Genomic DNA, 26,068 nt, shown 5'->3' with positions numbered 1-26,068 from the left:
ATCTACGGCATGGTCGCAATCTACTATGTTGTTTTTGTAAATACGCTCTACTTCTCCATTCTGGCCTTATCGTTCCGTAACATCTGGACGATCTTCCGGCGGTCGCATTATTCCAAATACAATACATTGTCAGGCTCGGAACTGGTACCTTCCGTTTCTCTGCTGGTACCGGCATACAACGAGGAACTGACGATTATTGAAAATGTGAACTGCCTGATGACGCTGAATTATCCAACGTATGAAGTCATTGTTGTGAATGATGGCTCCAGTGATGCGACACTGAATATCCTGTTGAAAGAATATCGTCTGAAGCCAGTACCCAATACGAAGATTCGGGGCAAGATCGCCTGTCAGAAAATTCGTGGGATCTACCATAATCCAGAGTTCCCGGATCTGTATGTCATTGACAAAGAAAACGGCGGTAAGGCCGATTCCCTCAATGCCGGGATCAACCTGTCTCATTATCCGCTAATCTCATCCATCGATGCCGATTCTTTGCTGGAGAAGGATGCCCTGATCCGCATGGCACGCATGTATATGGAGAATCCGGAAGAGACGGTAGCCATCGGTGGAGATGTAAGGATCGCCAATGGCTGCAAAATTGAAAACGGGGCAGTGCAAGATGTATCGCTGCCACGCAAGATCTGGCCCATGTTCCAGTCGATTGAATATCTCAAAGCCTTTCTGGGTGGACGGATTGGCTGGAGTCACATGAACGGTCTGATCATTGTCTCCGGTGCCTTCGGCATGTTCCGTAAGGACGCTGTAATCGCCGTGGGTGGATACCGGGATGGTTATCCTGGGGAAGACATGAACATCATCATCAAACTTCACCGTTACATGCTGGAAAACAAATTGAAGTACCGCATTGCCTTCTGTCCTGAGGCCGTATGTTGGACGCAGGCACCGGATTCCTACCGGATCTTGTCCAGTCAGCGTAAGCGCTGGGGCCGCGGGAATCTGAAGAACATGATCGAGAATCGTGGCATGTTGTTCAATCCGAAATATAAGGTTATGGGTATGGTGACCATGCCATATAACGTCCTTTTTGAAGCGCTCAACCCGTATTTCAGGATTACCGGACTTCTGGCTCTCGCTGGATATGTCCTTCTGGATATGACGCAATGGCCGATTCTGGTTCTGTTCGGACTGCTGAACTTTGTGAGTGGTTATCTGCTGAGTGTAGGCGCACTTGTCCTGGAGGAGATTGCTTTCAAGCGTTACAACAAACTCTCCGATCTGGTCAAAATGCTGGTCTACTCCGCGCTGAAATTCGTGGGTTACCACCAGCTCGGCGTATTGTGGAGGTTGCAGGGACATGTGCAGTTCATGCAAAACAACAACTCATGGGGTACCATGACACGTCAAAGCTGGTCCGAGGATGAGAAGAAAACAAGCGAAGCCGCTTGATTAAAGAATAATCAAAGCAATTATATGTCCAACTAGACATTTACACGATAACGGAGAGGGCAGAAAAAGCCTGAAGAAGCGAAGCGTGCGCCTAAAAGCTTTCCGAAAGAAAGCTGCATCGAAAGCATACGCTTATTCCCGGATTTCCCCTTGTATAAAGGAATCAACAAATCTGGGAATAACAGTGATCGAAAGGCTGTTCTGTCATCGGAGTGTCAGTGTAAATAATATTTTTGGACTTATATAGATAATCGAGGAGAAGGGTGGAAAAGAACATGCCAAATACGGCGACATTGCAGCGTGAGGCTGCCGTTAATGTGTACCGAAGTGTAGAACAGGGATTGAAGGAAACGGGTGCCGAAACATGCGGCTTAATGTTCATCCATTGTGCAGGAAACTCTCAACCTGAGCAGCAGGTCAGGACACATCTGGAACAAACGAGTGAGTCTGCCTTCCAGGTGTGGAAGGATGGGGCTACCCAAGCGATTGCCGTCCTGTTGCCAGGTTTGTCACTGGATGAAGTTCATTATGAAGGACTTCGGATCAAACATGAGTTGCAAGAGACTGTACCCGGTGCCGATCCACAGATTACACTGGCCAGTTTCCCGGAAGGGGAGCGCCCTTCGAAGGCAACTATTCAGCATATGGCTGAGTCCTCGAAACTCGTAGATTCGTCGGAAATTCATATCTACACGCTGGACAATACGGTGGACGAGCCGGAACGAATTTTGATTGTGGACAACGATCCGACGGTACGCGAATTCCTGCAATTGCGGTTGAAGATGCAGGGATACGAAACCTATGAAGCCGTTGATGGACTGGCTGCACTGGAGTTGATCGAGAAAGTTACACCAGATCTGGTGCTCACCGAACTGAATCTGTATGGCATCGATGGTCTGCCGTTCATCCATCATATTCAGAATCTGGAGATGGAGCAGCCACCCAAAATTGTCGTGTTGACCGAACAACGTGTCGAGCAGACGATTAGTCAATGTTTCCGCAGCGGAGTCGATGATTACATGACCAAACCGTTCTCACCTGTAGAGCTGGATGCCCGAATCAGACGCTGCCTGCATTAGAAGACGGCTTGAATAAGCTGATTGTGTGAAGTGCAAAGTAAGAGCTTTTTTTACACTATGAATCAGATAGATTAGAGCAACATTTAGAGCACAGACACTCATCTATTTATATGGATTTTAAGCACCACCAAATACACTGCCCGGAGGGAATATCATGGAGAATCAACAATTCCACACATTACTGAATGCGATTGAAAATAAAGAAGCTGTACTCGGCGTCGTCGGGCTCGGTTACGTAGGACTTCCACTTGCCGTGGAAATGGTCAATCAAGGTTTCACGGTAATCGGAATTGATTTGGATGCGTCCAAAGTAGAAAGTATCTATCAAGGAGATTCCTATATTCACGATATTTCGTCCGATGAGTTGAAAAAAGTAATGCAAAGCGGTCGTTTCCAGCCAACGACAGATTACAGTATGCTGCGCGTGATTGACGCACTCAGTATCTGCGTACCGACACCGCTTAGTGAGAATCAGGACCCGGATACGTCTTACATCGAGACCGTTGTAGATCAGATCAAACTGCACATGAAACCAGGCATGCTGATTACGCTGGAGAGCACCACTTATCCAGGTACAACCGAAGAACTGATCCAGCAGCAGCTGGACAAGATCGGACAAGAAGCAGGTAAAGACTATTTCCTCTGCTTCTCGCCTGAGCGTGTGGACCCGTCGAACGGACGTTTCACAACATTTAATACGCCGAAAGTAATCGGGGGCACAACTGAAGCTTGCTTGAAGCTCGGAACAGCGCTATATGGAAAATATGTAGAAACCGTAGTACCGGTATCTTCACCAAAAGTGGCTGAGATGTCCAAACTGCTGGAGAACACATTCCGCAGTGTGAACATTGCCTTTGTAAATGAAATGGCGATGATGTGCGACCGTATGGGCATTGATATCTGGGAAGTTATTGATGCGGCGGCGACGAAACCATTTGGTTTCATGCCATTCTATCCAGGCCCAGGCATCGGTGGACACTGCATTCCGCTTGATCCGATGTACCTGTCATGGAAGGCCAAAGGTTTCCGTTTCTATAGCAAATTCATTGAGCTGGCGCAATCCACCAATGACAACATGCCATATTATGTGTTGAACAAAACGTCAACGATTCTGAACGAATACGCTAAATCCGTACGTAAATCCAATATTCTGCTCCTCGGTATGTCGTATAAACCAAATATTGCCGACCTGCGTGAATCACCAGGACTGGAAGTATATGAACTGTTCAAGGAAAGTGGAGCTAACGTTAGCTACTACGATCCACATGCGGATTCCTTCCAGGACAAACATGGCGAGACCGTACACAGCGAACCGTTCAATCTGGAGCAGTTCAAGAAGTACGATTGCATCGTGCTGATCACCAACCACAGCGATTTGCCTTACTTTGATATTGCCGAGATGGGTGTACCGATTCTGGATACACGTAATGCGTTCCGTTCATACACGCATCCGCATATTTACAAGATTGGTCACTCGGTACAGCATCCTGTGCTTGAGCCAAGTGAAGCGTTGCTCGTCTGAGGAAATATATGAGGCAACGGGGCAAACTGATGGGTATGGCGAAATGGGCCATTCTGGCTGTGGTGTTGTGCCTGCTGCTTCTGTCCTGGATGTTCAAATGGTTCTCGGCAGAGGAACACAAAGCGACCTGGCTGTGGGACGCGTCCATTATTGCAGAGCAGACACCTGAGATTATTGCTTTCTCCAAAGAACAGGGCGTGGATACCATCTTCCTGCAAATCCAGGATGAGTTGCCTGACGCAACATACCGCAAATTCATTGCGGCTGCCCGACAGGCTGAGATTGAAGTGCATGGACTTAACGGTCATGCAGACTGGGCCTATGAGGAGAAGCGGGATGAAGGACTTGCTTTTATCGAGCGAGTACGAGCATACAATGCAGCTTCGGCCAAGAATGAACGCTTCCAAGGTATTCAACTGGATGTGGAGCCGTATCAGTTGAAGCGCTGGGAGAACGACGAGAGCAGCGTCATTGCAGAGTGGCAGAACAACATGAAGGCCTGGACAAAAGCCGGCGAGGATGCCGGACTGTACATGAGTGCTGCCATCCCGTTCTGGCTTGATGCCCGTCAGTCGGCTGAAGGAGGTACATTCAGTCGCTGGGTGATCTCCCACTTTGATGCGGTGGCCATTATGGCTTACCGGGATAGTGGGCAGCAGATGTATGATCTGTCCAAGGAAGAACTGGACGAAGCGGATGATCTCGGCAAGAAAGTCTGGATCGGAGCGGAACTCGCGGATACACACGAGGGGGATCACCTGACCTTTTTCCGTAAACCGGTTAGCAATATGAATGAAGAGATGGCAAAGGTGTTTGATCTCGGTACCTCTCATTCTTCTTTTGCAGGTGTAGCTGTGCATCATTATGAAGCATGGTATGCGAAGGAGAACGGTATTCCACTTGCGCGCAAGGATGAGAAGAAGGAATAGCGTTAGGTCAACGTAAAAAAGTTTCTGGTTTCGGGTACGTACGGTCAAGACTATAGTATAGAAAAAAGGCAAGTCCCGGGTAGATGGGGCTTGCCTTTTTGGTGGTGGATTTCGTAATGGGTTTGGCAGCACTATGATGTGCAGGATATGAAACTCAGGAGTCCGTTGTACTTTGGTAGAGGCAGCATCTTACCACAGCACACAAGGCGTGGTGTATGAGGCATGGAGTATAGGCTGAGGAGCGAAAGTCGCTCCCTCATTCTTTCGTGCTCTCCGCTGTGCGATAGCGATTGGGCGGCAAACCGACTTGCTTTTTGAACGCTTTAGAGAAGGAGAACAAGTCCGGGTAACCTACGGAATGAGCCACTTCAGTTAAGCTTAGCGGCGTCTGCACGAGTAGACGTTTGGCTTGGGTCATTTTCAATTGCTGGATATATTGCACAGGGGACAGACCATAGGCTTTGCGGAACTGTTTGGCAAAATGGGTTCGATCCACACCCGCATGAGCGGACACACCTTCCACGGAGATGCCGCCTGCAAAATGAATGTCCATGTATTCCTTGCCTTTCTGGAGCCAAGGTGTAGCTGAATCCGGTTGCAATCCTTTGGTTGCAGGGGAACGGGCTATCCGGTCGAAGAGGCTCAGAAATCGGGTGAGTCGTCCCAGATCACTCGCTCCATCCTGCGGTTTGCGAACATCCTCCATGAACGAGCGCATGGCACTTGCAGTCTCCGGGGTAAGTACACCTGAACGGTAAGGTGAGTCGGGTGTAAGTCCAATTCGGGAAAGCAGTTCGGCTGCATGTGCGCCGTCAAAGGCAATAAATATTTTCTGCAACGTATCCTCGGGGTCCGTCCAATACTCATGGGTAACATGTGGAAATAGACAGAACGCATCCCTGGCACAAAGGGTATGACGCTGTCCGTTCTGTATGAATGTACCTTCCCCCTCCAGCACAAATAGCAAATAATGATAAGGCGTAGTACGCGGGCCAATATGATAGTTGGTCTTGGCTATATTACGGCCGATGCGAATCGGCCAGGCGCCACCAGCTTTCTCGAATTCAGATGGAGTGAAGAAAATAATATCCAAAAACTCATGGTGGTCCTCCTTCATGCTCTCGGTCATCAGGAACACCTCTTTATTGTATAAGTATCGTTTGTACATTCTAAAAGTTTCACTTATAGATGTAGTTCAAAAAGTCCACTTTTGATTACGAATCATGCCTAGTGGCATCATCAACATCGAAGCTGAAATTCAGCCGACCATCTACTCGGTACTGAAAACTAGACTTTTTGAACATGTATTTAAACCTATTATACAGGTGGGTTTTATATATATTCAAGATCAGGAAGACCTAAATCTGAGAAAAGACCACAAAATGACAAAATAAAATTGCCGCGAAATGACATTGCTCACAGACAAATCAATTGATATGATGTCCATACCTATTAAACCAAGTTAATTAATCGGCATTTGGATATGTGCTTTGAAAATGAATTAGAAATTAGGCACACTTTAAAAATCAATTTCAACCAGTGCAAACGTAGTGGAGGGGACGAAATCGATTCTGAAGAAACGTAGTGTTCACCTGAAAGCTTTCTGAAAGAAAGCTACATCGGAAGCATAAGCTATCTCCGGATTTCACCTTAGAAAAGGGGATCAAAAAATCTGGAGATAACAGTGATCGTAAGAACGATTCGTAACCGGAACGGCCAAGTTGCAGAACAGTGATCTTTTTTTAACATGAGACTTTATTTATTCATAGAAGGGATTGACTTTTGTGAGCGAACACGAAGAGATGAAGTTTGGATGGTTTTTGCCTACAGCAGGGGATGGTAAGTATGTAGGGGTTGCCCCGGAGCGGGAGCCAAGTTTGGATTATCTGATCGATGTGGCACAGACGGCGGAGAAGGCAGGATTCGAATTTGTACTGATTCCGACTGGGGGAGCCTGTCTGGACGCATGGGTGGTTGGCTCGGCTGTGATGAGTCACACGAAGACATTGCGTCCCCTTGTCGCCATTCGCCCGGGATTGGTTACGCCCGTACTCGCTGCACGAATGGGAGCGGCACTGGATCAGCTCTCTGGTGGTCGCGCCATGATCAATGTGGTGACGGGCAGTTCCGTTCGCGATCTGGAGGAACTTGGCGATCCACTGGCACATGCGCATGATGAACGGTATGTGCGGGCGAGCGAGTATATGGAAGTCATGAAGCGTTCATGGACCCAATCGACGGGACTGAATCTGACGGAGTTTGCAGGAAGTGATTCAAAATCTGGTGTAGACGTACCCAGCGATCCCAATCCTGAATTCAACGGCCAGTATTATAATTTCAAAGGACCGGTAGGCATGCCGGAGACGGTGCAAAATCCGCATCCACCATTTTATCTGGGAGGAAGTTCTCCGATTGCCAAGAAGGTCGCTGTTGAACATGCGGATACGTTCCTCATGTGGGGCGAGCCTCATGACTGGATTCAGGAGCAGATCGAAGAGATTGAGGTCATCCGTCAGCAGGTGAAAGAGGAAACAGGACAAGATCGTCAGCTCCGTTACGGCATGCGTGCTCAGGTACTCATTCGGGATACCGAGGAAGAAGCATGGGCAGCAGCTTGGGAGATTATTAGCAAAGTACCACCAGAAGCGATCGAGAAAGCCAAAGCCGCTTTTGCCGAGACGGATGCAACCAACCAACGCAGACAGAACGAGCTACGGGAGCTGTCCGAGAAGCAACAGTTTGTTGTAGGTCCTAACCTGTGGACAGGCTTGTCCGTTGTGCGTTCCGGCGGTGCGATCCTTATTGTAGGTACAGCCGAACAGGTGGCAGAGCGTTTGATGGAGTATGGAGATCTCGGCGTTATGACTTTTATTCTGTCCGGTTACCCACATCTGGAAGAGGCCGAAATCTTCGGCCGGACCGTGATGCCTATCATTCGCGAGAAATGGAAAACAAGACAGAAGCAGCATCAAGTTACTACTAACTAAGTTACTACCAACTAAAGTAAGAGCCCTTTTTTTACACTTTAACGGAGAGGGCAGAACCGATCTGAAGAAGCGGAGCGCTCGCCTTTATACCCGGATTTTAACCATTGAAAGAAATGATTCAAAGAAATCCGGGGATAACAGCGATCGGAAGATGGTACTGCACTCGGAGTGCCCCGTGTAAAAACTTTCGTGCAACTTACATTAATCATCCTCAGGAGGTCGTCTTTCATGAAAAAAAATAAAAAATTAATCCTGCCGCTTGTCAGTATGCTGGTGATGTCCATCCTGCTGTCAGCTTGCGGCGGTGGGGATAACACGTCATCTGGAGAGAACGGCTCCTCGGGTTCAGGTAAAGTTACAATCAGCTTCATGCACTGGCGTGGAGAAGATGTGGAAGCACTGAACAAAACCATTGACGCTTTTGAGACAGCAAATCCGAACATTAAAGTGGAGATGCAGACGCTGCCTTCCGATCAATATCAGTCCACCGTACAATCCAAAATCAGTGACGGTTCGGTAGGAGATGTATTTGCCTCCTTCCCGGGTGCACAGTTCGAAGCTTTCACCAAAGCCGGCTTGTTCACGGACCTGACCGGATCATCGTTTCTGTCGGCCTACAATTCCAAGCTGATTGAATCAGGACAGCACGATGGCAAGCAATATGCGATCCCGTATCAACTCGTATATAACGATCCAATCTATAACGTAAAACTGTTTGAACAATACGGCTTGACGCCGCCGACCGATTGGGAAGGCTTCCTGGCACTTTGCCAGAAGCTGAAAGACAATGGCATCATTCCGATTGCCTTTGCCGGAGCGGACATTGGCCCAGGACAATTCATGAATACGATGGTGATGAACAATGCACCGAGTGACGACATTTTTACCAAAGTAGAAGCGGGCGAAGCCAAACTGACGGATGAGTTTTGGGTGAAAACATTGACTCAAATCAAGGAACTGAACGATAAAGGTTACTTCCAGCAGGATGCACTGGGTACGAAAGACCCTGCGGCGGGCGCACTGTTTATTCAAGAGAAAGCAGCCATGCTGGCGAGCGGATCATATCAATTGGCACAGAACAAGCAGCAGAATCCTAATCTGGAGCAAAAACTGCTTGCACCGATTACAGTAAGTGCAGATCAAGCGAAGTATGAAGGAGTGCATACTACTACGTTCATGCTCGCGGTGAACAGCAAGTCAAAACATCCGGAAGAAGCGAAGAAGTTCCTCGAATTCCTGAGCAATCCCGATGTAGCGAGTGACTATGCCAACCAAACGGGACAAAATGTAACGGTGAATGATGTGAAGTACGATACGCCTGAGCTTCAGGTAGCCGGAGAATGGGCAACCAAAAAGACCGTGTTCCAGCCACGGTTCACCATCCTGAACGGAGATAATCAAAAAGCAGTAACCAACTCCATTCAGGCTGTACTGAGCGGCACTTCTCCGGAAGAAGCAGCACAGCAGGCACAAGCGATCATTGATCAGCATATCGGGAAATAAACGATGAAAAACCGTCTTCAGCTATCCCTGTTTCTGATCCCCGGGTTGTTGCTGTACGTTGGATTGTTCGTATTTCCTACATTGACGGGGCTGTTCTATTCCTTTACGGACTGGGATGGGGTATCCCCGTCGTATGCATTTGTAGGGCTGGATAATTACAAGGACAGTCTCAGCAGCATCGTATTCCGCAAAGCCTTTGGCAACAACGTGGAGTTCATGTTAACAGTTGTTATTGCACAAACCTTTATTTCACTTGTCCTGGCTCTACTCTTGGTACGTAATACCAAGACACGCATCGTGCTTCGGGCATTGTATTTCCTGCCTGCGATTCTGTCCTCCGTATCGGTTGGACTGATCTGGGCATTTATGTATGATCCATCTATCGGACTAATCAACTATGGACTTAATGAAGCTGGGATGAGCAGCATTGCTCGTAACTGGATTGGAGATCCCAAAATCGCCATCTATTCCATCGCTGCGGTACAGGTATGGGCCCATGCCGGCCAGATGATGATCGTATTCATCGCAGGTCTGCAAGGTATTCCGGCAGAACTGTATGAAGCGGCTCGTATGGACGGCGGCAGCAAATGGCAGGTATTCCGTACCGTGACCTGGCCACTGCTGGCACCTTCGGCAACGATTGTTGTGGCCTATACGACCATTCAGTCGTTCAAGGCATTTGACCTCATTTTCACAATGACGGACGGAGGGCCGAACTACGCAACTGAAATTTTGACAACATATATCTATCATACCGCCTTTGGCAGCTATTCATTTGGTCTGGCTTCTGCCGGTTCCATGATCTTCCTGGTGTTGCTCGCGCTCTTGACGCTGTTGCAGTTCAAGGCACTGCGTGCCGACCGGGTAAGTTATTGAGGTTGATGTTGGAGCATTCATCCTGCAATCGAGGCAGAAGGGAGTTCACATGTTTCTAAAATGGTTCAATCGCCTGATCTTATTGGTGTACGCGCTGCTGATTCTGGTGCCGCTGTACTTTGTATTTGTATCCTCGTTCAAAACAAGCAGCAACTTCTTCACCAGTCCATTCAGCTGGCCGGACCCGTTTACGTGGGATAACATCACTGGCATGTTCCGCAATCAGCCGATGTGGCAATATTTCGGAAACAGTCTGGTCGTGACGCTTGGTACGGTTGCCATTGAGTTATTGCTGAGTAGCATGATTGCTTACGCCATTGTCCGCTGGGGCGGAAGTGTAGGCAAAATTGTATTTGCTCTGTTCGTAGCAGGGTTGATCGTTCCATCCCAGGTGAGTATGCTACCGATCTATTCTCTCACGCGTACACTCGGGTGGTCGGACAGTCTCACGGGCCTGATTGTCGTATCCGCGGCTATGCTGATGCCTGTCTCTGTATTTATGCTGACAGGTTTCATGCGCATGCTCAATTCGGAGATTCTGGAAGCGGGTAGTATGGATGGAGCAAGCGAATGGAGACTCTATACGCGAATTGCACTGCCACTGGCTGCACCTTCGCTGGCGGCAACGGCTACGTTCCTGCTCGTCATGGTATGGAACGACTTGCTTATTCCGATGCTGATGCTCAGCAGTAAGTCCAAGCTCACTTTACCGCTCGCACTTATGCAGTTCCGCGGGGAATACGTGACGAACTATCCGATGATGCTTACGGGTGTGCTGGTAACGGCCATTCCGATGATCGCGTTGTTCCTTGTGCTCCAGCGTTACTTTGTTGCAGGTCTGACAGCGGGTTCACTCAAGGGGTAAGGTATCGCAGAAATCGGAAGGAAAAGCTTATTTTGCATTGATTTCTGGAGCATTCTGCATAATAATGATTTAGTGTCAGAATGACTACATAGAGATCAAGGGAGCTATAAGTGATGAGCAAACTGGAAGTATTGCGGAATCCCAAGCAGCGCAAGCTGCTGTTCAGTGCCGGCATGAGCTGGCTGTTTGATGCGATGGAAGTGGGCATGATCTCCTTTATCGTGGCTGCACTCGCCAAGGAATGGAGTCTAAGTCCCGGACAAGTCGGGGTGCTTACGAGTATTAACTCGATCGGTATGGCGCTAGGTGCTTTGCTTGCAGGTGCACTTGCGGACCGTTTTGGACGGAAGGCCATACTGATGTGGACCTTGTTAATCTTTACGATTGCAAGCGGTCTGTCTGCATTGGCGACTGGATTCGCCGTATTGTGTGCACTGCGTCTGGTTGCGGGTATTGGACTTGGCGGAGAGCTGCCCGTGGCATCCACACTGGTATCGGAGTCGATGCCTACAGCGGAACGGGGACGTGCCGTTGTATTATTGGAAAGTTTCTGGGCAGGGGGCTGGATTGTATCCGCGCTCATTGCCAACTTTGTCATCCCGGAGTACGGATGGAGAATTGCTTTTGCCATTGGTGCGCTTCCGGCGTTCTATGCACTGTATCTGCGTCGTGCTATTCAGGACCCGCCGCGGTACAAGAATCATACCAAGCTTCATAAAATCACGTTCCGCGAAAAAGTGGCTACCGTCTGGTCAGCACCACATCGCCGTACAACGTTGATGCTCTGGATTTTGTGGTTTACCGTCATTTTCTCTTATTATGGAATGTTCCTGTGGCTACCTTCGGTTGTGATGGCAAAAGGATTCACGTTGGTTAAAAGCTTCCAGTACGTGCTGATCATGACGATCGCGCAGTTGCCAGGTTACTTCACCGCGGCGTACTTCATTGAACGTTACGGACGCAAGTTCGTACTTGTTGTGTATCTTACCTTGACTGCATTCAGTGCGATTGCGTTTGGATTGGCAACAACGGAAGCGACGATCCTGACCGCAGGAATCTGTCTTTCCTTCTTCAATCTGGGAGCCTGGGGTGGTCTGTACGCCTACAGCCCGGAATTGTATCCGACTTCCGTTCGTTCGACAGGTGTTGGACTTGCCACATCGGTTGGCCGAATCGGTGGGGTGCTTGCTCCATTAATGGTCGGCATGCTTGTTCAGCGCGAAGTGGCAATCAGCCTGATTTTCACGATTTTCTTCGTGACAATCCTCATTGGCGCAGCGGCTGTACTGTTCTGGGGCCGGGAAACGAAGGGTCAGGAACTTGCTGAGTAATTGTCAATAAATACAACGCAACTTTTGTACAGGTCTGCCAGCCTACGGAAATAACGGGTTGGACAAGCGGTATATGGTTGATACAAGAAGGGGCATGACCATGGTGTGACCATGGGCTCATGCCTCTTTTTGTTATGTTCAGTGTCGTTTTTTCACTGCGTCATCGGTCCGATAGACTTCATTTTTTCTATATCCTATAATGACACTCGGGATGTCCAACTGTGAGGATTCAGGGGAAAGAAGTGGGATCTGGATTCAGAAAAGTGGAGGTTAATGGAATGATGAAGAATAATATTGGAATGGATCAACCGAATGAAATCAATGAAAAGAATATGATAAGTGAATTAGATAGCGTGAGTGAGATGAAAGAGATGAAGGTGGTTAGCCATATGAACAGTAATGAACGCACTACAGTTGATAGCACGAATGAGGGGTTAGATCTGTTAACGTTTGCTGACAACATGGAACCTATCACTGTCAGTCGGAAAGTCACTCATGGGAAGGGGAACATGGCTGGCAAAAGAGCGGGGCGGGTCAGCATGCTTCTCGGTGCCTGCGCATTGACGCTGGGATTAACCGTGGCAGCTCCTTCTGCGGGAGCACAGAAGTTGGAACAGGGCGTTCGTAGCGAGCATGTGCTGCAATTGCAGGAGCAATTAAGCGATCTGGGGTACTTTGACGCAGGATTGACCGGTTATTACGGTACGATTACCAAAGGTGCTGTCCGCAAGTTCCAACAGGCGCAGGGGCTGAGTGCAGACGGCGTTGCAGGTCCAGCGACGCTGAACAGGCTGAACAAAAAGGCCAAAGCCGAAGGCGAGACACTGCGCCAGTTGGCGAAGCTGATCCATGGCGAAGCGCGCGGAGAATCTTTTGAAGGGCAAGTCGCTGTAGGAGCGGTTGTGTTGAATCGGGTACATTCGAGTGAATTCCCGTCGTCTATCTCGAAGGTTATTTTCCAGAAAGGGCAATTCACGGCTATAGATGATGGGCAGTTTAATACCAAGCCAACCCAGACCTCTTACAGGGCTGCTCGCAAGGCTTTGAATGGCGCTGATCCGACGAACGGAGCGCTGTATTATTACAATCCGAAGATTGCCACTTCAGTGTGGAGTAAGAGCAGGCCGACGCTGCTGACTATTGGGCAGCATGATTTTACGAGATAAGATAGTTTGAGTTTATAGATAGAACAAATGTATTTTCTTAATACAACAAGGAACCCCGGCTGTATGCTGCTCATCTGCAGGTACATGGCCGGGGTTTAATAATTATTATATCGTGGAAAAATGGTATCTTAAAATTAAAGCAAATATAAGTTTAATATTACTTCTGGACCGTGAAAGGGATATTCAATGAAGTAGGCTCTACAATGGTTTCTCCAGTATCATAGTCATAGATTCTATTGAAAACCAATTCAATGGATTCCAGCTTGTCGGGGTCATCTGTGTATACTAAACCATAGCCCATATTATCCATGACTACGCCGTCATATTGATGATAAACATAGGGTTTTCTCATGAAATTACGATCCGCTGAGATAGGTTTACCTGTGTTCGGATGGATCGAATTCAAACCGTAAAATCCGATATTTTGATCCGTTGTATTTTCCACACTGTAGATGATTTTGATATAAGTTATATCAGGACCAACATCTTCATGATTCAGAATAGAAATGTTTTTACGGGTATCATCTGGAATATCACTAGCCTCTAATAACTGAGCATCCATCATATGAATAGTTAAAGGACCGAATTCAATACTTTGCTTCAGAGGGACAGTTTTCAACAATTTTAATTGTCCGCCGTAATCAAATGTACCTGTATCTCCGGATTTGGATAGAAGCGGTGGTAGTGCGCTTTCCAAAAGCTTGTCCTGAAGAATTTTAGCGGCCTGCTCAAATTGATTATAGTCTGGTTCAAGTCCTTTGTATGTTAGTTCAGAACGGAAAGGCTTTAAACCGGATTCCAAGACAAGTTCAGAATAAGCAGGGTGAGGCAGTAACGGATTTACTTCCAGTTGTGTAGATGTGGTATCATTGGAGCTGTCTGAACCGCCCAAAAGTGCGAGAGCGAGCAGTAGTTGAACAATAAACATAAGAAGCGGCACCCTTTCTCTTAGACTCTATTAATTTAAATGTATTTTATTTATAATCATAACAAAACAGATCATGGTGACTCATGAGAATATCGACCCAACTTCAGGTAATAGCATATTGACAAGTTTTGATCTGATATAGTAGCAAGGGCCTATTCCAAATAAGCGGGTTCAATCAGTTTGTTAAAATTTAGGATCATTAGAATATAAATTAAAGTCAGGGTGAGTAAAATGAAGTTGCTAAAGACCTCATTAGTTATAATTGCACTAGTTGTCATCGCTTCTTTATCATGGTATGGCTCTTATAAGAGTGACATGAAGAAGCTGGAGGATGATTTGAGAACATATTTAACCGCCGAAAAAGGAATAGATGGGAATACGATTATAAGCATCACCGCTCGTCGAAGCAAAATGCCGATGTATCCTGTTGTCGTCAAATTCAAGGACAATCCGCAGGAATATATCTACAACTTTACAGATGAATGGATTCAGCTGACGCCTAATCCGAATGAATAAAGCAATCATACTTACTAAGACAAAAGAAGATATTATGCTTCACCATTGGATTCGCCTGTCCAATCCTGGAAAATGGATAACGATAAAAAAAACGGTAGATTAAGGATGGATTAACACGATGAGAATTATCATATTACCAGCTAAATGATGAAGATCGACACCGATCTTATGGCTATCGCGCAGATGCCGCAATTTATAAATTACTTATATTCAAACACGAAAAATACCTCAGCAGATCAAAGATTGGCTAACTAAAAAAGGGATTGGATTCAAGGGATTTTTAGATTAAAGATAAGGGGGATTTTGCATGTCTGTTTCAATATCCATTGAAATAAGTTTATCAAAGCAAATCTCAAGAATGACTATTCTTCGCAAACTCGAAGATTTCGGTTGGTCTTATAACGATCAAGGAAAAGTAACTTATCTACCAATTGGAGACGATAATGACTTTAATTGGCGGAGCAAATCAATTCCTCTAGAGGAGTTACTAAAGATTTTAGTCATAAAGGATAATAAAAGAGAATTAATTGGAGTGGCAATGACTTGGAAAGATACTGATGTAGGGGGAACATTTTTAATTGAAGAGAATGGTACCATACTTATGAGTCCTGATATCAATCGAAAAGTCCTTGATGTAGAAAGTTATAACAAAATAACTGACGTAAATTGGTATGCAACTAAACTAATACCTGTATTTGGTCAATTATTTGAGTCTATTTCTTATAATGAACATGTATAATTTCCTACGCTTAAACCTTGGGGCAATGTCCTTAAGGTTTTTTCTTTTTGGCCGATAGAATAGAAGTTTCTAAAAGGATCACTGATTGTACTTATATTAGTTGTCATAGCTTCTGTCACATGGTACGGCTCATATAAAAAGGATATGAAGGAGCTTGAAGATGGTTTAAGAAACGTATTTAATCGTTGAAAAGAGTATGGATGAAGATGATATCATTAGCATCGCTGCTCGTCGCAGTAAAATGCCACAGTATCCTGTAGTCGTCCAATTTAAGGACAATCCGCAGGAATATGTCTACACCCAGAGAGAAGAGCAATGGGTGCAACTATGGCCTGATCCATAATACCCAGATGAATGGATGATCACTTTCTTTTATCGGAATAAGCGGATATAGGACGTCACTGACTCACCATTTTCTTCACTACTTAACCTAATAGTACTTCAAGCGATGAATATCCTTGAAACCTAATACGAATTTACAAAGTATATATAAAGGAGGATATAATTAGTTACCATTTATAAATTTGTACTCGGTTACATCCATAGAGGGGAGGACGGATATGCCATTTATTGGGGGAATCATTTTAATTTTTATCCTAGCATTTATTCTATGGTCATTAATGTTCCCGTTATTCAATAAAATAGGTAGTAGAATTTTGAAGAAATACAATAAATTCAAACAAGAGGAGAATGGTGATGAAAAATTCAAAGACGTTTAGGGTAGGGGCAATTGCGGTTGCATTAGTTATTATTGTGGGAGTGCTAATGGTGACCTTCTTTTTAACACGAATTCCTAATGGATATGTTGGGGTCGTTTATTCACCAAATGGAGGCGTAAAAGATAGCACACTGAGTCAAGGGTGGAAACTCGTTGGAGCGTTTGATAAAGTGACGAAATATCCGATCCGAATTCAAACGGTGGAATACAGAGATATTCAGATTGCTACTTCTGACGGGAAAAATATCACAATCGATTTTGCTTACAACTACCAAGTAGAACCAAGTAAAGTATCTTCTATCTTTAATACATTTGGGCCAATTAGCATTCAAGAAATTGAGGATACATATCTCAAAACACGTTTCCGTGACGCAGCTCGTAAGGGGATTTCCAAGTTTACAGTCATTGATGTGTATGGTGAAAAGTCATCCGAAGCAGGAGTAGACGTGCAACAACGTTTTTCTGATGACGTTAAAGAGTTAGGCTTTATTGTATCCAACGTTACTGTAGGTGTTCCTCAACCTGACGCCAAGACTCAGGAAGCAATCGATAAGCGTGTCGAAGCTTCTCAAGAACTGGAACGTAAAACGACTGAACTTGAGATCGCCAAGAAAGAAGCAGATCGCAAGCGCGTGGAAGCGCAAGGTAATGCAGACAAACTATTGATCGAAGCAGAAGGTCAGGCTAAAGCAAATAAAGAACTTCAACAATCATTATCGAGTCAACTCGTTGAATATGAAACCATCAAGAAATGGGATGGAGCCCTTCCATATGTAAGTGGGTCAAATACGCCAATGATTCAATTGCCGACTACAAAAACAGAGCAAAATAGCGGCGCGGGGAGCGTATCTCCCTAATAGCGGTTTGAAATGCATCCCTTGCTTTCTCACCAATTGAATGTGTTGAATTCTAATGAACAAGCCGGTCCAATCGTGGGCTGACTTGTTCATTTTGAGTCTTTTCAGAGGTACTATGAGGGGTTTAGTTAAGCCTTGGCATTGGATTCGCCTGTCCAATCCTGTACAATGGATAACGACAAAAACAACGGTAGATTAAGGATGGATCAGCACGATGAGAATTATCATATCACCAGCTAAAAAGATGAAGATTGATACCGATCTTATGGCTATCGCGCAGATGCCGCATTTTATAAACGAGTCAGAACAGCTATTGAGTCTGCTTCAAGAGTTATCCTATGAGGAACTCAAAGCGATGTGGAAGTGTAACGATGCAATCGCCGAACAGAACGAGGAGCGGATTCAGAATATGAATATTAAAGCAAATCTGACACCAGCCATATATTCCTACGAGGGCATTCAGTATCAATATATGGCTCCGGGTGTTTTTCAAAATGAGGAACTGGCGTATCTTCAACAGCATTTACGTATATTATCCGGCTTTTATGGCATGTTGCGGCCTTTGGATGGGGTAACCCCTTATCGGTTGGAAATGCAGGGCAAGCTGCAAGGTCCAGGTTTCAAATCGCTCTATCAATTCTGGGGTAGCAAGCTGGCAGATCAGCTTCAATCGGAAAGCAACTGTATTCTGAATCTAGCTTCCAAAGAGTATAGCAAAAATATTTTGCCGTTTCTGAAGGAGGAGACGCGCTTTATAACTTGTGTATTCGGACAAATAGTTAATGGTAAGCAGGTTGAAAAGGCAACATGGGCTAAAATGGCCAGAGGTGAGATGGTACGGTATATGGCAGAGCACAAGATTACAGATGTGAAGGACGTAAGAAACTTTGATCGGTTGAATTTTGGCTTTTCAGAAGAGCGTTCCGATGAGAGTACGTATGTATTCATACAAGCAGAGGTACAGTAGCTGCTGTGCGCTGATCATGTACCAGAATGATACCTATTTGATTCACTTGAAGTCGCCAACTGGCGGCTTTTTTTAGTGCGCCCAGCATGGGCGCTATCTATAGGGTTAAAGTCCCGAGTGGTGCAGGCAGTAGAGCCATTAGCTTAAGGCAAGGGTGTCCACCGTGAGTTGGAATCTGAAGGAAGTCGGCCGCAAATCTCTGGTCTGAGGAACACGAACTTCATATCAGGCTAGCGTACGTTGGATGAGGTTGCTAAACAAGCCAAAGCCCATACTGCCAAAGGCGTGCGAGAGTAAATGAAGCAGATGGATGGAGAGGAAGATAGCGTTCTTACCTGGGGAGATCTGTACGAAAAAGCGAAGGCAACTTCGTAACCCTTTCCGTAAGGATAGGCTGAACGTACAGAAGTCAGCAGACTCCATAGTACACTACGTGTTGCAACACGAGCGGAAGGGCTGAACATGAAATAGGCTTTGTATCTCCAGGCGTTCAAGATGAGTGTTGACAGCAGAAAAAAAACCTAACCGAGGAAGGAAACGGTGAATTCCGTGGGGGGCTTCGGTAGGACTGAATTCATCTCTGGCACAAGAGGAAGATACAAATCACGTAAAGAGAGGTAAAAAAATGTTGGAGCAGTTGCTGTCACGGGAAAATCTTCTGCAAGCATTAAAGCGCGTTGAAGCCAATAAAAGAAGTCATGGCGTCGATGGCATGTCCGTAAAATCCTTACGAGAACACATCGTACAAAATTGGCAAACCTTGCGGCAAGCCATAGAAGAAGGGAGCTATGAACCGAGCCCTGTACGACGGGGCGAAATCCCGAAACCGAACGGCGGAGGTGTCCGGATGTTAGGGATTCCCACCGTGACAGATCGAATGCTTCAGCAAGCCATTACGCAGGTGCTAACCCCCTGGTTCGATCCACAGTTTTCGGAGCATAGTTATGGATTTCGTCCGAAAAGGCGAGGACATGATGCGGTAAGGAAAGCCAGAATGTTCATGAAAGAAGGATACCGATACGTCGTCGATCTGGACTTGGAGAAATTCTTTGATCGCGTGAACCATGACCGCCTGATGATGAAAATATCGGAGAAAGTGAAGGACAAGAAAGTCCTGTTACTGATTCGAAGATATCTGGAGTCGGGTGTGATGGAGAACGGAGTAGTCAAACCAACCCGAGAAGGATCACCACAAGATGGCCCTATAAGTCCGTTATTATCTAACATTGTCCTGGATGAGCTGGACAAGGAACTCGAGAAACGTGGACACCGATTTGTCCGCTACGCGGACGATTGTAATATCTACGTGAAAACAGGAAGAGCAGGTGAGCGAGTGAAGGGCTCGGTCACCCGGTTCATCGAGACCAGACTAAAACTAAAGGTGAACCAGGTGAAGAGCGCAGTAGACCGCCCATGGAAACGGAAATTTCTTGAATTTAGTTTGAGTGAGGATGAGAACCCAAGGTGAGAATCACAAAGCAGTCGCTACAGAAGGCGAAGGCCAGAATTCGAGAGATAACCTCTCGAAAAAAGGCGATGAAACTAGAAGAGCGAATCAAGGAACTAAACCAATACCTCATGGGATGGTGTGGATGCTTCTCGCTAGCGGACACGCGAAGTAGCTTTCGAGAGATAGACAAGTGGATACGAAGAAGATTAAGGATGTGTCTCTGAAGCAATGGAAGAACCCGAGAACCAAAATCAAAAGGCTTATATCCTTAGGGATGCCTAAGGATATAAGCCTATGAGTGGGGAAATACGCGAAAAGGGTACTGGCGAATTGCAGGGAGTCCCATCTTATCACGAGCATTGAATAACCAATACTGGGAAACCAATGGACTGAAGAGCTTAATGGACAGATACAACTCCATACGGAATATTTCATGAACCGCCGTACACCGAACGGTACGTACGGTGGTGTGAGAGGTCGGGGGCTCGCCGCCCCCCTCCTACTCGATTTTTTTAGATATTTAAATCTAATTCCTAATCAAAATAGGAAAGACGATAACTCAACTAAAATAGTATTTGAACTACATTTAATCTATTATTTTATTTCAAATCAAGATAATTACAGGTTTATTTTGAATTGTTATCTGAAATATAAAAGAAAAAAAGCTCCTTGATTCAGTGAATAATTTACTATGTCCTAAAATAAGGGAAAATAAGGTAATGATCTATTATGCTCCATTTATACATCTGTTAAGGGAGGAAATGGATAAAAAACATAAAGGAGGAATATGAACTCCATGAGTTTAAGAAAAGGTTTTATTGTTTTTCTGATGGCTTTGTTGTTGATTGGAACCATATATCCGACTAGCGGTTATGCGCTTTCGGATCAATCGGATGCCATAATAACAACTGAGAGTAACGCGGAGAATGTTGATGTTTCTATGGAGGAATCAGCTTTAACAGACGACGAGTATCTGGATATTATTGATCGGGATGTCTACGAAGAACCAGAAGATGAAACGGCGGTAACTGATGATACATACGGGGAAAACTCTTTCTCTCCTCAAGCAATGGCCATGGCAGACGGAACTTTGACCATGAGTCCTGGAGATTCCTATACGTTCACGAATAACGGAAGTGCAACAAGATCGTTGAGCACCAATGCGGCGACCTCAAGAAGCAGTGCATACGATTACGTTATTTATAGACCGGATGGCAGCATCATGAGCGAAACATGAACTCAATTAGCAGTTTGTCAGTAGGTTCGGGATATACAGCCGGGGTGACATCCACGGGTCAAGCGGCTCACAGCCTGTTAGTGTTGAATTTCCCTATGAAGTCTATACCGGTGAGTGGAGCGATGAGCCAGCCTAAACGCGTACAATACTATATCAGGGCGAAAGCTATCAATTCACCAACATCAGTTCCAAATCGGATGCGCTCCAAACTGATGGAACGACCAAAGATAAGCATGATTACGTTGTTTTATCTTCCGGATGGAACGGAAAGTTCTACAGGGACGAATACGACCACTAAGCCTACGGTAGTAGCAGGAAGAACGGCCGTTGTAACCTTGGTTACAGCAACGCTGTAACATATGGTGTGCCTTATCGGACATTTAATGTCCAAAAAGCAGGTGGTGATGCGATTACTCGAATCACTGTATATCCTGGATAATCTATGATATTCAGTAATAATGGTTCGTTGGCCAATCCGATAAAAAACTATGCAAGCAGTACCAATGGAGCCGTTTTTGACTATGTTCTTTATACAACAGAAAACGTCGTTCATTCGGATGGTTTCAATAAAAATACAAATCCAATCATTCGCTCACAAGGTTACGCAGTCGTGACCGTAGTTGGGCAAGTCCCAATTGAGTTTAGTTACACGGATGAATTTTTCTGTAGTGGACAGCCAGGAACCGGCTTATCTGCGCGTTACGTTGGACAAGGGGGAGAGCTATGGGTCTACGATTAAGAATTCTAACTCCTTGGAACCGAATTGATTTAGAAGACTTACGATTATCGAATATAGAAACACTGTTTTTCCTGATCCGGTTTTTCCCGCTATTAGCATATGAGGGGCCTTCGATAAATCAATGAATTGGAAGCTCCCATCAGGTGCCTGACCCGCCAGAACATTATGGAGCAGTGGGCGATTTCCCAGCTCACGTTAAAGCGCCAACCCAATACGGTGATGGGTTTACGGCATGGACAGCCTATCTTCATGCTTACCAGATGCTGCCCCTTGAGCGAATCGCAGCACTGTTTGAAGACTTGACTGGTCTGCGGCCAAGTGAAGCTACACTGCTTTCCATGCTGGGTCGGATGCACCGGCAGTTGGAACAAGCGGAACAAGATATTCGAAAGATTCTGTTTCAGAAACCGCTCGTTCATGCAGATGAAACCGGAGTTCCAGTGAAAGAAAAATTGCACTGGATGCATACCGTATGCACCTCAGACTATACATGGCTCGCCATTCACGATCGTCGCGGGAGTAAAGGTATGAATGCGCTTGGTGGTTGCCGTTCTATCTGGGGACGGTCGTACATGACTGCTTCACGAGTTATTTTGTGAACGAGTATCGATTTACTCTGCGCTTTGCAATGCGCATCTGTTACGCGAATGTAAGGCATTGCTGAACATAATTGACATCAATGTGCAGCGAGTATGGTGGAGCTCCTTCAAGAATCCTGGCAACTTGCACGCGAGTATCGCCAATGGGTAAAGCCGATACCCGCGGAAGTAGTAGATGCCATCTGCTCCCATTATGATGAGATCTTGAAGGATGCTCCGTATGAATGGGCAAAGATCTCGAAGGGAAAAGCCAAAAGCAAATCTGAAAATCTAGCAGTCCGACTGGCGAAGTACAAGCCGGAAATTCTCCGGTTTCTTTGAGATGCCCACACCCCATTTGACAACAACCAAGCTGAGAGAGATTTGAGGATGGTGAAGGTAAAACAGAAGATTTCCGGCTGCTTCCGTACACTTGAAGGTGTCACACAATTTGCTCGGATGCGGAGAGTGATTTCGACCCTGATTAAGCAGAAGCTAGATGTGCTTCCAGCATTAGGTGCGTCACTTTCAGGAAAGTTGCGATTCGGGTAGACCTAAGTAGTAAAAAATCTAAAATGAAAAGGGATAGATACCAAAAAAAAGAATTATAAACCTTATTTGACAATATAAAAAATAATGTTAAAATATTGAATTATATCCTAAATCTATTTGTGTGACTGAGCAATTCTGTCTTGTATGAAACAGGATCGATGTTTTTTGTTACGTTATGTCCAAAGACACTAGTTCACATTAATAGTTTGTGAAGATATCTTTATTACATGCTTGTACTTGAAAAAACACATGATGGAAAGGAGAATTCATAAATGTACAGAATCGGCCAGGAGGAAATAGATGCAGTTGCTAGAGTTATAAAAAGCAAGCAGTTTTTTCGATTTAACAGTGAAGGCAAAGAGGTTCAAAATTTTGAAAGTGAACTGTCGCAAAAGTTTGAGTCAGACTACGTACTAGCTTTATCAGGTGGTGGAACAAGTGCATTGATAGCAGCTCTGGTAGGGCTTGGAGTCGGACCTGGTGATGAAGTTCTTGTTCCCTCCTATACCTTCATCGCAACGCCAGCTGCAGTACTTGCGGTAGGAGCAATCCCAGTAATTGTAGAAGTTGACGAATCATTGACTATGGATGTAGAAGATATGACCCGCAAAATGTCTAATATGACAAAGGTCGCAATTCCGGTACATATGTGTGGTTTTCCTTGCGATATGGAACATATTAAAACTATTTGTTCAGAAAGGGATATCAAAATCATTGAGGATGCATGTCAAGCGATTGGTGGTACGTATCAGGGCCAAAGTCTCGGGACAATTGGTGATGCTGGAACATTTAGCTTTAATCATTTTAAAACAATCGGTTGTGGAGAAGGGGGCGCACTTATCACCTCCAACAAAACAATCTACGAAAGAGCTTTTGTATATCATGATATTGGAAGCGTATACAGGGAGGTTTTGAATCCACTTGATTCACCCAATATCGTTGGTGTGCAGTACCGAGCAAGCGAAATTATGGGGGCTATCTTAAGAGAACAGTTGAAACGTTTGGATGGTATTTTGGACGATCTCAGGAGAATTAAAGGCAAATTTGTGGATGAGCTGAGTCAAGTGGACGGTATACGTTTCAATAAATCCTATGATATTGATGGTGATTGTGGAACCAGCATTGCATTTATTTTCGATGATGAGACTTCGGCTAAAGCATTTGCTGCTTTCGAAGGTGTACAAGGGATGCGCCCTATTGAGTCTGATAAGCATGTTTATTTAACTTGGGGGCCGATATTGGAGCATATAGGCAGTCATCATCCTTCCTTAAATCCATTTCATCTTACCCAAAATAGACATTTGAACATGAGTTATTCTAAAGACATGTGTCCACAAACTATAGATATTTTAAGCAGAACCGTTATTCTGCATCTAGATCCCAATATGACAGAAGAAGATGTGGATCAAAGAATAAGCAGTTGCAAGTCTGCTGTATATATCAGGGGAGAAATTGAAGAACATGTACAATCGTAAATTGCTGCGCCAAGATTCACATTTCTATTTCGACTGTATGAAAACAAAAACCTATCACTACTTTCAGCACATTGGTGCCCCGATTGACTGGTTATTATATAACTCCTATGAATCAACCCGCAGCATTAAAGAGCAGATTGTCATGAATCGAAATCATAACTGGGCTTATTTAACATCTTGCCTTGAACCTGAAGATTTGGATTTTGTAGGAGGAAAGCAGGAAAGCATTATCATCAATAATTTCCAGAATGCTATGGAGCATATAAAGAAGAAGTCTGAAGAGAGAAAAGTGCTTGTTTTTAAATGTGATGAATATCATATCCCTCATAGAGAGTGGACTTATTTACAGAGACATGCCTATCACTACATGTACATCATCGGCTATGATGACTCCGGTGGGTCAACAACGCTGCAAATGATCGATGATGGTTATCCTGATTTCAACTATGTGAACTATGACGTTGCTATCTTTAACGAGATGTACGAGAAGGAAATCATTGAATATTTTTTCGATTCTGCTCTCATCGATCCTCAGCTTTCGGAGCAAATCGGATGGAAATATCGTGAATATATATCCGGTCTAGATGATGATTTCTCTTTGTTTGACGATGCGATAGTTTTTATGGAAACGAATGATTACGAGTCGATGATTGCAAACAGAGGATTGTACTTTTTAGAGCATGCCTTTTCCAAGCTATCCGCTTCTAGAATTATCTTCACTCGGTTCCTTACCTTACTGGATGCCAAACTATATTCTGAAATAATAAAAAAACTCATCGATTGTAGTAAAGCATTGGACATGCTGCAGCATCTGATGAAAAAACATAGCCTGCTGAACGAAAAAAATGATGCTGAAGAAATCATATCCCTGTGTCGTAAAATTAAAAAAATGGAAATTGAACAACTAGATAAACTCAAGACTTTTGTCTAAAGGAGAGAGTTCACATTACAAAAATCAAGCTTTTTTGTATTCCATACTCAGGATCCTCCTCGATGTATTATTATCAATGGCAAAGGGAAATCCACCCAGACATTATGATCATTCCAATTGAATTGGCGGGCAAGGGGGTAAGGCAAGGGGAGCCTGGCTATGACACCTTTGACGATATGGTCGATGACGTTTACACCATGATAGCTTCGTTTCTTAATGACAGCCCGATTGCTTTCTACGGTCATAGTATGGGAGCGTTAGTATTGTATGAATTATGCCGTCGATATAAAGTAGATCAACGTCATACGAAAGCTGTTATTTTCTCCGGTATTGCTACCCCTTTATACTATAATCATTCTAAATCACACAAGTTGCCGGATAATCCTTTTTACGAATACATTGTTTCCTTGGGAGGTGTGTCGGAGGACGTAGACCGTAAGGAGTTTATAACCCATTTCATGCCACTCATCCGGCACGATTTTCAATTAATTGAAACGCAAGGCTTCCAAACTCTAGAACGAATCATTGAGTCAGAGGTGGCAGTCTTTTCTGGTAGGGAAGATGAGTTTACAATAATGGTGAATGAATGGAAACATTGTCTGAGTGTTATTCCTTTTTCAAGAGTGTTTCCAGGCGGGCACTTTTTTCTTCACAGTGAGCGATACAACGTAATTAAAGAAATCGAAGCTTTCATTCTCAAATGAGTTCCTGGC

At 45.0% G+C, this 26,068-nt stretch carries 25 protein-coding genes and 2 pseudogenes; 24 read left to right on the top strand and 3 right to left on the bottom strand.

All coding sequences use genetic code 11. From position 1 onward, the window contains the following. Positions 1 to 9 precede the first annotated feature (9 nt). The 4 genes from C170_RS23205 (at position 10) to C170_RS23190 (ending at position 4,940) form a co-directional block, all read left to right on the top strand. Entirely contained in the window at positions 10 to 1,410 is a 1,401-nt protein-coding gene (locus tag C170_RS23205; protein WP_179088526.1) for a glycosyltransferase family 2 protein, read from the top strand. A 275-nt stretch (positions 1,411 to 1,685) separates the two neighbouring features. After that, positions 1,686 to 2,489, top strand: coding sequence for a response regulator transcription factor (locus C170_RS23200; protein WP_036614553.1), 804 nt, complete (start codon positions 1,686 to 1,688; stop codon positions 2,487 to 2,489). Between the two features lie 154 nt (positions 2,490 to 2,643). Then, positions 2,644 to 4,011, top strand: coding sequence for a nucleotide sugar dehydrogenase (locus C170_RS23195; RefSeq protein ID WP_036614552.1), 1,368 nt, complete (start codon positions 2,644 to 2,646; stop codon positions 4,009 to 4,011). 29 nt (positions 4,012 to 4,040) lie between these two features. Next, entirely contained in the window at positions 4,041 to 4,940 is a 900-nt protein-coding gene (locus C170_RS23190; protein ID WP_235200825.1) for a hypothetical protein, read from the top strand. 256 nt (positions 4,941 to 5,196) lie between these two features. Here C170_RS23190 and C170_RS23185 read toward each other — a convergent pair whose 3' ends face one another. Further along, positions 5,197 to 6,069, bottom strand: coding sequence for a helix-turn-helix transcriptional regulator (locus C170_RS23185; protein WP_036614547.1), 873 nt, complete (start codon positions 6,067 to 6,069; stop codon positions 5,197 to 5,199). Positions 6,070 to 6,742: 673 nt separating this feature from the next. On the opposite strand from C170_RS23185, the gene C170_RS23180 reads away from it, so the two are divergent. The 6 genes from C170_RS23180 to C170_RS23155 all read left to right on the top strand — a co-directional run bounded on the left by C170_RS23180 (position 6,743) and on the right by C170_RS23155 (position 13,668). Beyond that, the gene (locus tag C170_RS23180; RefSeq protein WP_051447372.1) at positions 6,743 to 7,927 is read left to right on the top strand and encodes an LLM class flavin-dependent oxidoreductase; all 1,185 of its coding nucleotides are present in this window, start codon (positions 6,743 to 6,745) and stop codon (positions 7,925 to 7,927) included. A 228-nt stretch (positions 7,928 to 8,155) separates the two neighbouring features. Further along, positions 8,156 to 9,430, top strand: a complete 1,275-nt coding sequence (locus tag C170_RS23175; protein ID WP_036614543.1) for an ABC transporter substrate-binding protein — start codon at positions 8,156 to 8,158, stop codon at positions 9,428 to 9,430. 3 nt (positions 9,431 to 9,433) lie between these two features. Continuing rightward, positions 9,434 to 10,306: a carbohydrate ABC transporter permease gene (locus C170_RS23170; protein ID WP_017687487.1), complete on the top strand. Its 873-nt coding sequence runs from the start codon at positions 9,434 to 9,436 to the stop codon at positions 10,304 to 10,306. Between the two features lie 49 nt (positions 10,307 to 10,355). Next, the gene (locus tag C170_RS23165) at positions 10,356 to 11,171 is read left to right on the top strand and encodes a carbohydrate ABC transporter permease (protein ID WP_036614540.1); all 816 of its coding nucleotides are present in this window, start codon (positions 10,356 to 10,358) and stop codon (positions 11,169 to 11,171) included. Positions 11,172 to 11,284: 113 nt separating this feature from the next. Further along, positions 11,285 to 12,502: an MFS transporter gene (locus C170_RS23160; RefSeq protein ID WP_036614537.1), complete on the top strand. Its 1,218-nt coding sequence runs from the start codon at positions 11,285 to 11,287 to the stop codon at positions 12,500 to 12,502. 278 nt (positions 12,503 to 12,780) lie between these two features. Beyond that, the gene (locus tag C170_RS23155) at positions 12,781 to 13,668 is read left to right on the top strand and encodes a cell wall hydrolase (RefSeq protein WP_235200824.1); all 888 of its coding nucleotides are present in this window, start codon (positions 12,781 to 12,783) and stop codon (positions 13,666 to 13,668) included. Between the two features lie 157 nt (positions 13,669 to 13,825). Here C170_RS23155 and C170_RS23150 read toward each other — a convergent pair whose 3' ends face one another. Beyond that, a complete protein-coding gene (locus C170_RS23150) occupies positions 13,826 to 14,596 on the bottom strand; it encodes a hypothetical protein (protein WP_036614535.1) in 771 nt (256 codons plus the stop codon). Between the two features lie 336 nt (positions 14,597 to 14,932). On the opposite strand from C170_RS23150, the gene C170_RS31705 reads away from it, so the two are divergent. The 9 genes and pseudogenes from C170_RS31705 to C170_RS30900 all read left to right on the top strand — a co-directional run bounded on the left by C170_RS31705 (position 14,933) and on the right by C170_RS30900 (position 21,819). Further along, positions 14,933 to 15,112 (top strand): hypothetical protein, encoded by a 180-nt coding sequence (locus tag C170_RS31705; protein ID WP_370739102.1) that lies wholly within the window; start codon positions 14,933 to 14,935, stop codon positions 15,110 to 15,112. A 307-nt stretch (positions 15,113 to 15,419) separates the two neighbouring features. Continuing rightward, positions 15,420 to 15,851 carry a hypothetical protein gene (locus C170_RS23140; RefSeq protein WP_036614532.1) on the top strand — a complete coding sequence of 144 codons (432 nt, stop codon included), beginning with the start codon at positions 15,420 to 15,422 and terminating at the stop codon, positions 15,849 to 15,851. Positions 15,852 to 16,047: 196 nt separating this feature from the next. Then, positions 16,048 to 16,194 (top strand): hypothetical protein, encoded by a 147-nt coding sequence (locus C170_RS30905; protein WP_155985127.1) that lies wholly within the window; start codon positions 16,048 to 16,050, stop codon positions 16,192 to 16,194. 353 nt (positions 16,195 to 16,547) lie between these two features. After that, positions 16,548 to 17,426 (top strand): prohibitin family protein, encoded by an 879-nt coding sequence (locus C170_RS23135; RefSeq protein ID WP_081746030.1) that lies wholly within the window; start codon positions 16,548 to 16,550, stop codon positions 17,424 to 17,426. A 214-nt stretch (positions 17,427 to 17,640) separates the two neighbouring features. Next, a complete protein-coding gene (gene yaaA / locus C170_RS23130; RefSeq protein WP_036614527.1) occupies positions 17,641 to 18,393 on the top strand; it encodes a peroxide stress protein YaaA in 753 nt (250 codons plus the stop codon). A gap of 625 nt (positions 18,394 to 19,018) precedes the next feature. Further along, positions 19,019 to 20,280: pseudogene (ltrA, locus tag C170_RS23125) on the top strand (group II intron reverse transcriptase/maturase). Between the two features lie 359 nt (positions 20,281 to 20,639). Continuing rightward, a complete protein-coding gene (locus C170_RS23120; RefSeq protein ID WP_036614525.1) occupies positions 20,640 to 21,080 on the top strand; it encodes a hypothetical protein in 441 nt (146 codons plus the stop codon). Beyond that, positions 21,077 to 21,436 (top strand): hypothetical protein, encoded by a 360-nt coding sequence (locus C170_RS23115; RefSeq protein ID WP_036614522.1) that lies wholly within the window; start codon positions 21,077 to 21,079, stop codon positions 21,434 to 21,436. Before C170_RS23120 ends, C170_RS23115 begins: the two co-directional genes overlap by 4 nt. 86 nt (positions 21,437 to 21,522) lie before the next feature. Continuing rightward, on the top strand, positions 21,523 to 21,819 hold the full coding sequence (locus C170_RS30900) for a hypothetical protein (protein ID WP_036614521.1): 297 nt from the start codon (positions 21,523 to 21,525) through the stop codon (positions 21,817 to 21,819). On the opposite strand, the gene C170_RS31700 is transcribed toward C170_RS30900, so the two are convergent. Then, on the bottom strand, positions 21,802 to 21,942 hold the full coding sequence (locus tag C170_RS31700) for an FtsK/SpoIIIE domain-containing protein (RefSeq protein WP_442789467.1): 141 nt from the start codon (positions 21,940 to 21,942) through the stop codon (positions 21,802 to 21,804). The genes C170_RS30900 and C170_RS31700 overlap by 18 nt on opposite strands. A 20-nt stretch (positions 21,943 to 21,962) precedes the next feature. Here C170_RS31700 and C170_RS23105 point away from each other — a divergent pair, with 20 nt between their 5' ends. The 5 genes and pseudogenes from C170_RS23105 (at position 21,963) to C170_RS23085 (ending at position 26,059) form a co-directional block, all read left to right on the top strand. Next, entirely contained in the window at positions 21,963 to 22,418 is a 456-nt protein-coding gene (locus C170_RS23105; RefSeq protein ID WP_036614518.1) for an IS66 family transposase, read from the top strand. Between the two features lie 333 nt (positions 22,419 to 22,751). Beyond that, positions 22,752 to 22,949, top strand: a pseudogene (locus tag C170_RS31695) (IS66 family transposase); the annotation flags it as partial. A gap of 272 nt (positions 22,950 to 23,221) precedes the next feature. Continuing rightward, positions 23,222 to 24,424, top strand: a complete 1,203-nt coding sequence (locus C170_RS23095) for a DegT/DnrJ/EryC1/StrS family aminotransferase (RefSeq protein ID WP_051447364.1) — start codon at positions 23,222 to 23,224, stop codon at positions 24,422 to 24,424. Continuing rightward, positions 24,411 to 25,355, top strand: a complete 945-nt coding sequence (locus C170_RS23090; RefSeq protein ID WP_036614514.1) for a hypothetical protein — start codon at positions 24,411 to 24,413, stop codon at positions 25,353 to 25,355. Before C170_RS23095 ends, C170_RS23090 begins: the two co-directional genes overlap by 14 nt. Before the next feature lie 14 nt (positions 25,356 to 25,369). Next, on the top strand, positions 25,370 to 26,059 hold the full coding sequence (locus C170_RS23085; RefSeq protein ID WP_327196664.1) for a thioesterase II family protein: 690 nt from the start codon (positions 25,370 to 25,372) through the stop codon (positions 26,057 to 26,059). Positions 26,060 to 26,068: the final 9 nt, after the last annotated feature.

Source organism: Paenibacillus sp. FSL H7-689 (assembly GCF_000517905.1).
Lineage (GTDB): Bacteria > Bacillota > Bacilli > Paenibacillales > Paenibacillaceae > Paenibacillus > Paenibacillus amylolyticus.
The sequence above is the reverse complement of the archived record's forward strand: the minus strand, read 5'-3'. Positions and strand labels throughout refer to the sequence as shown.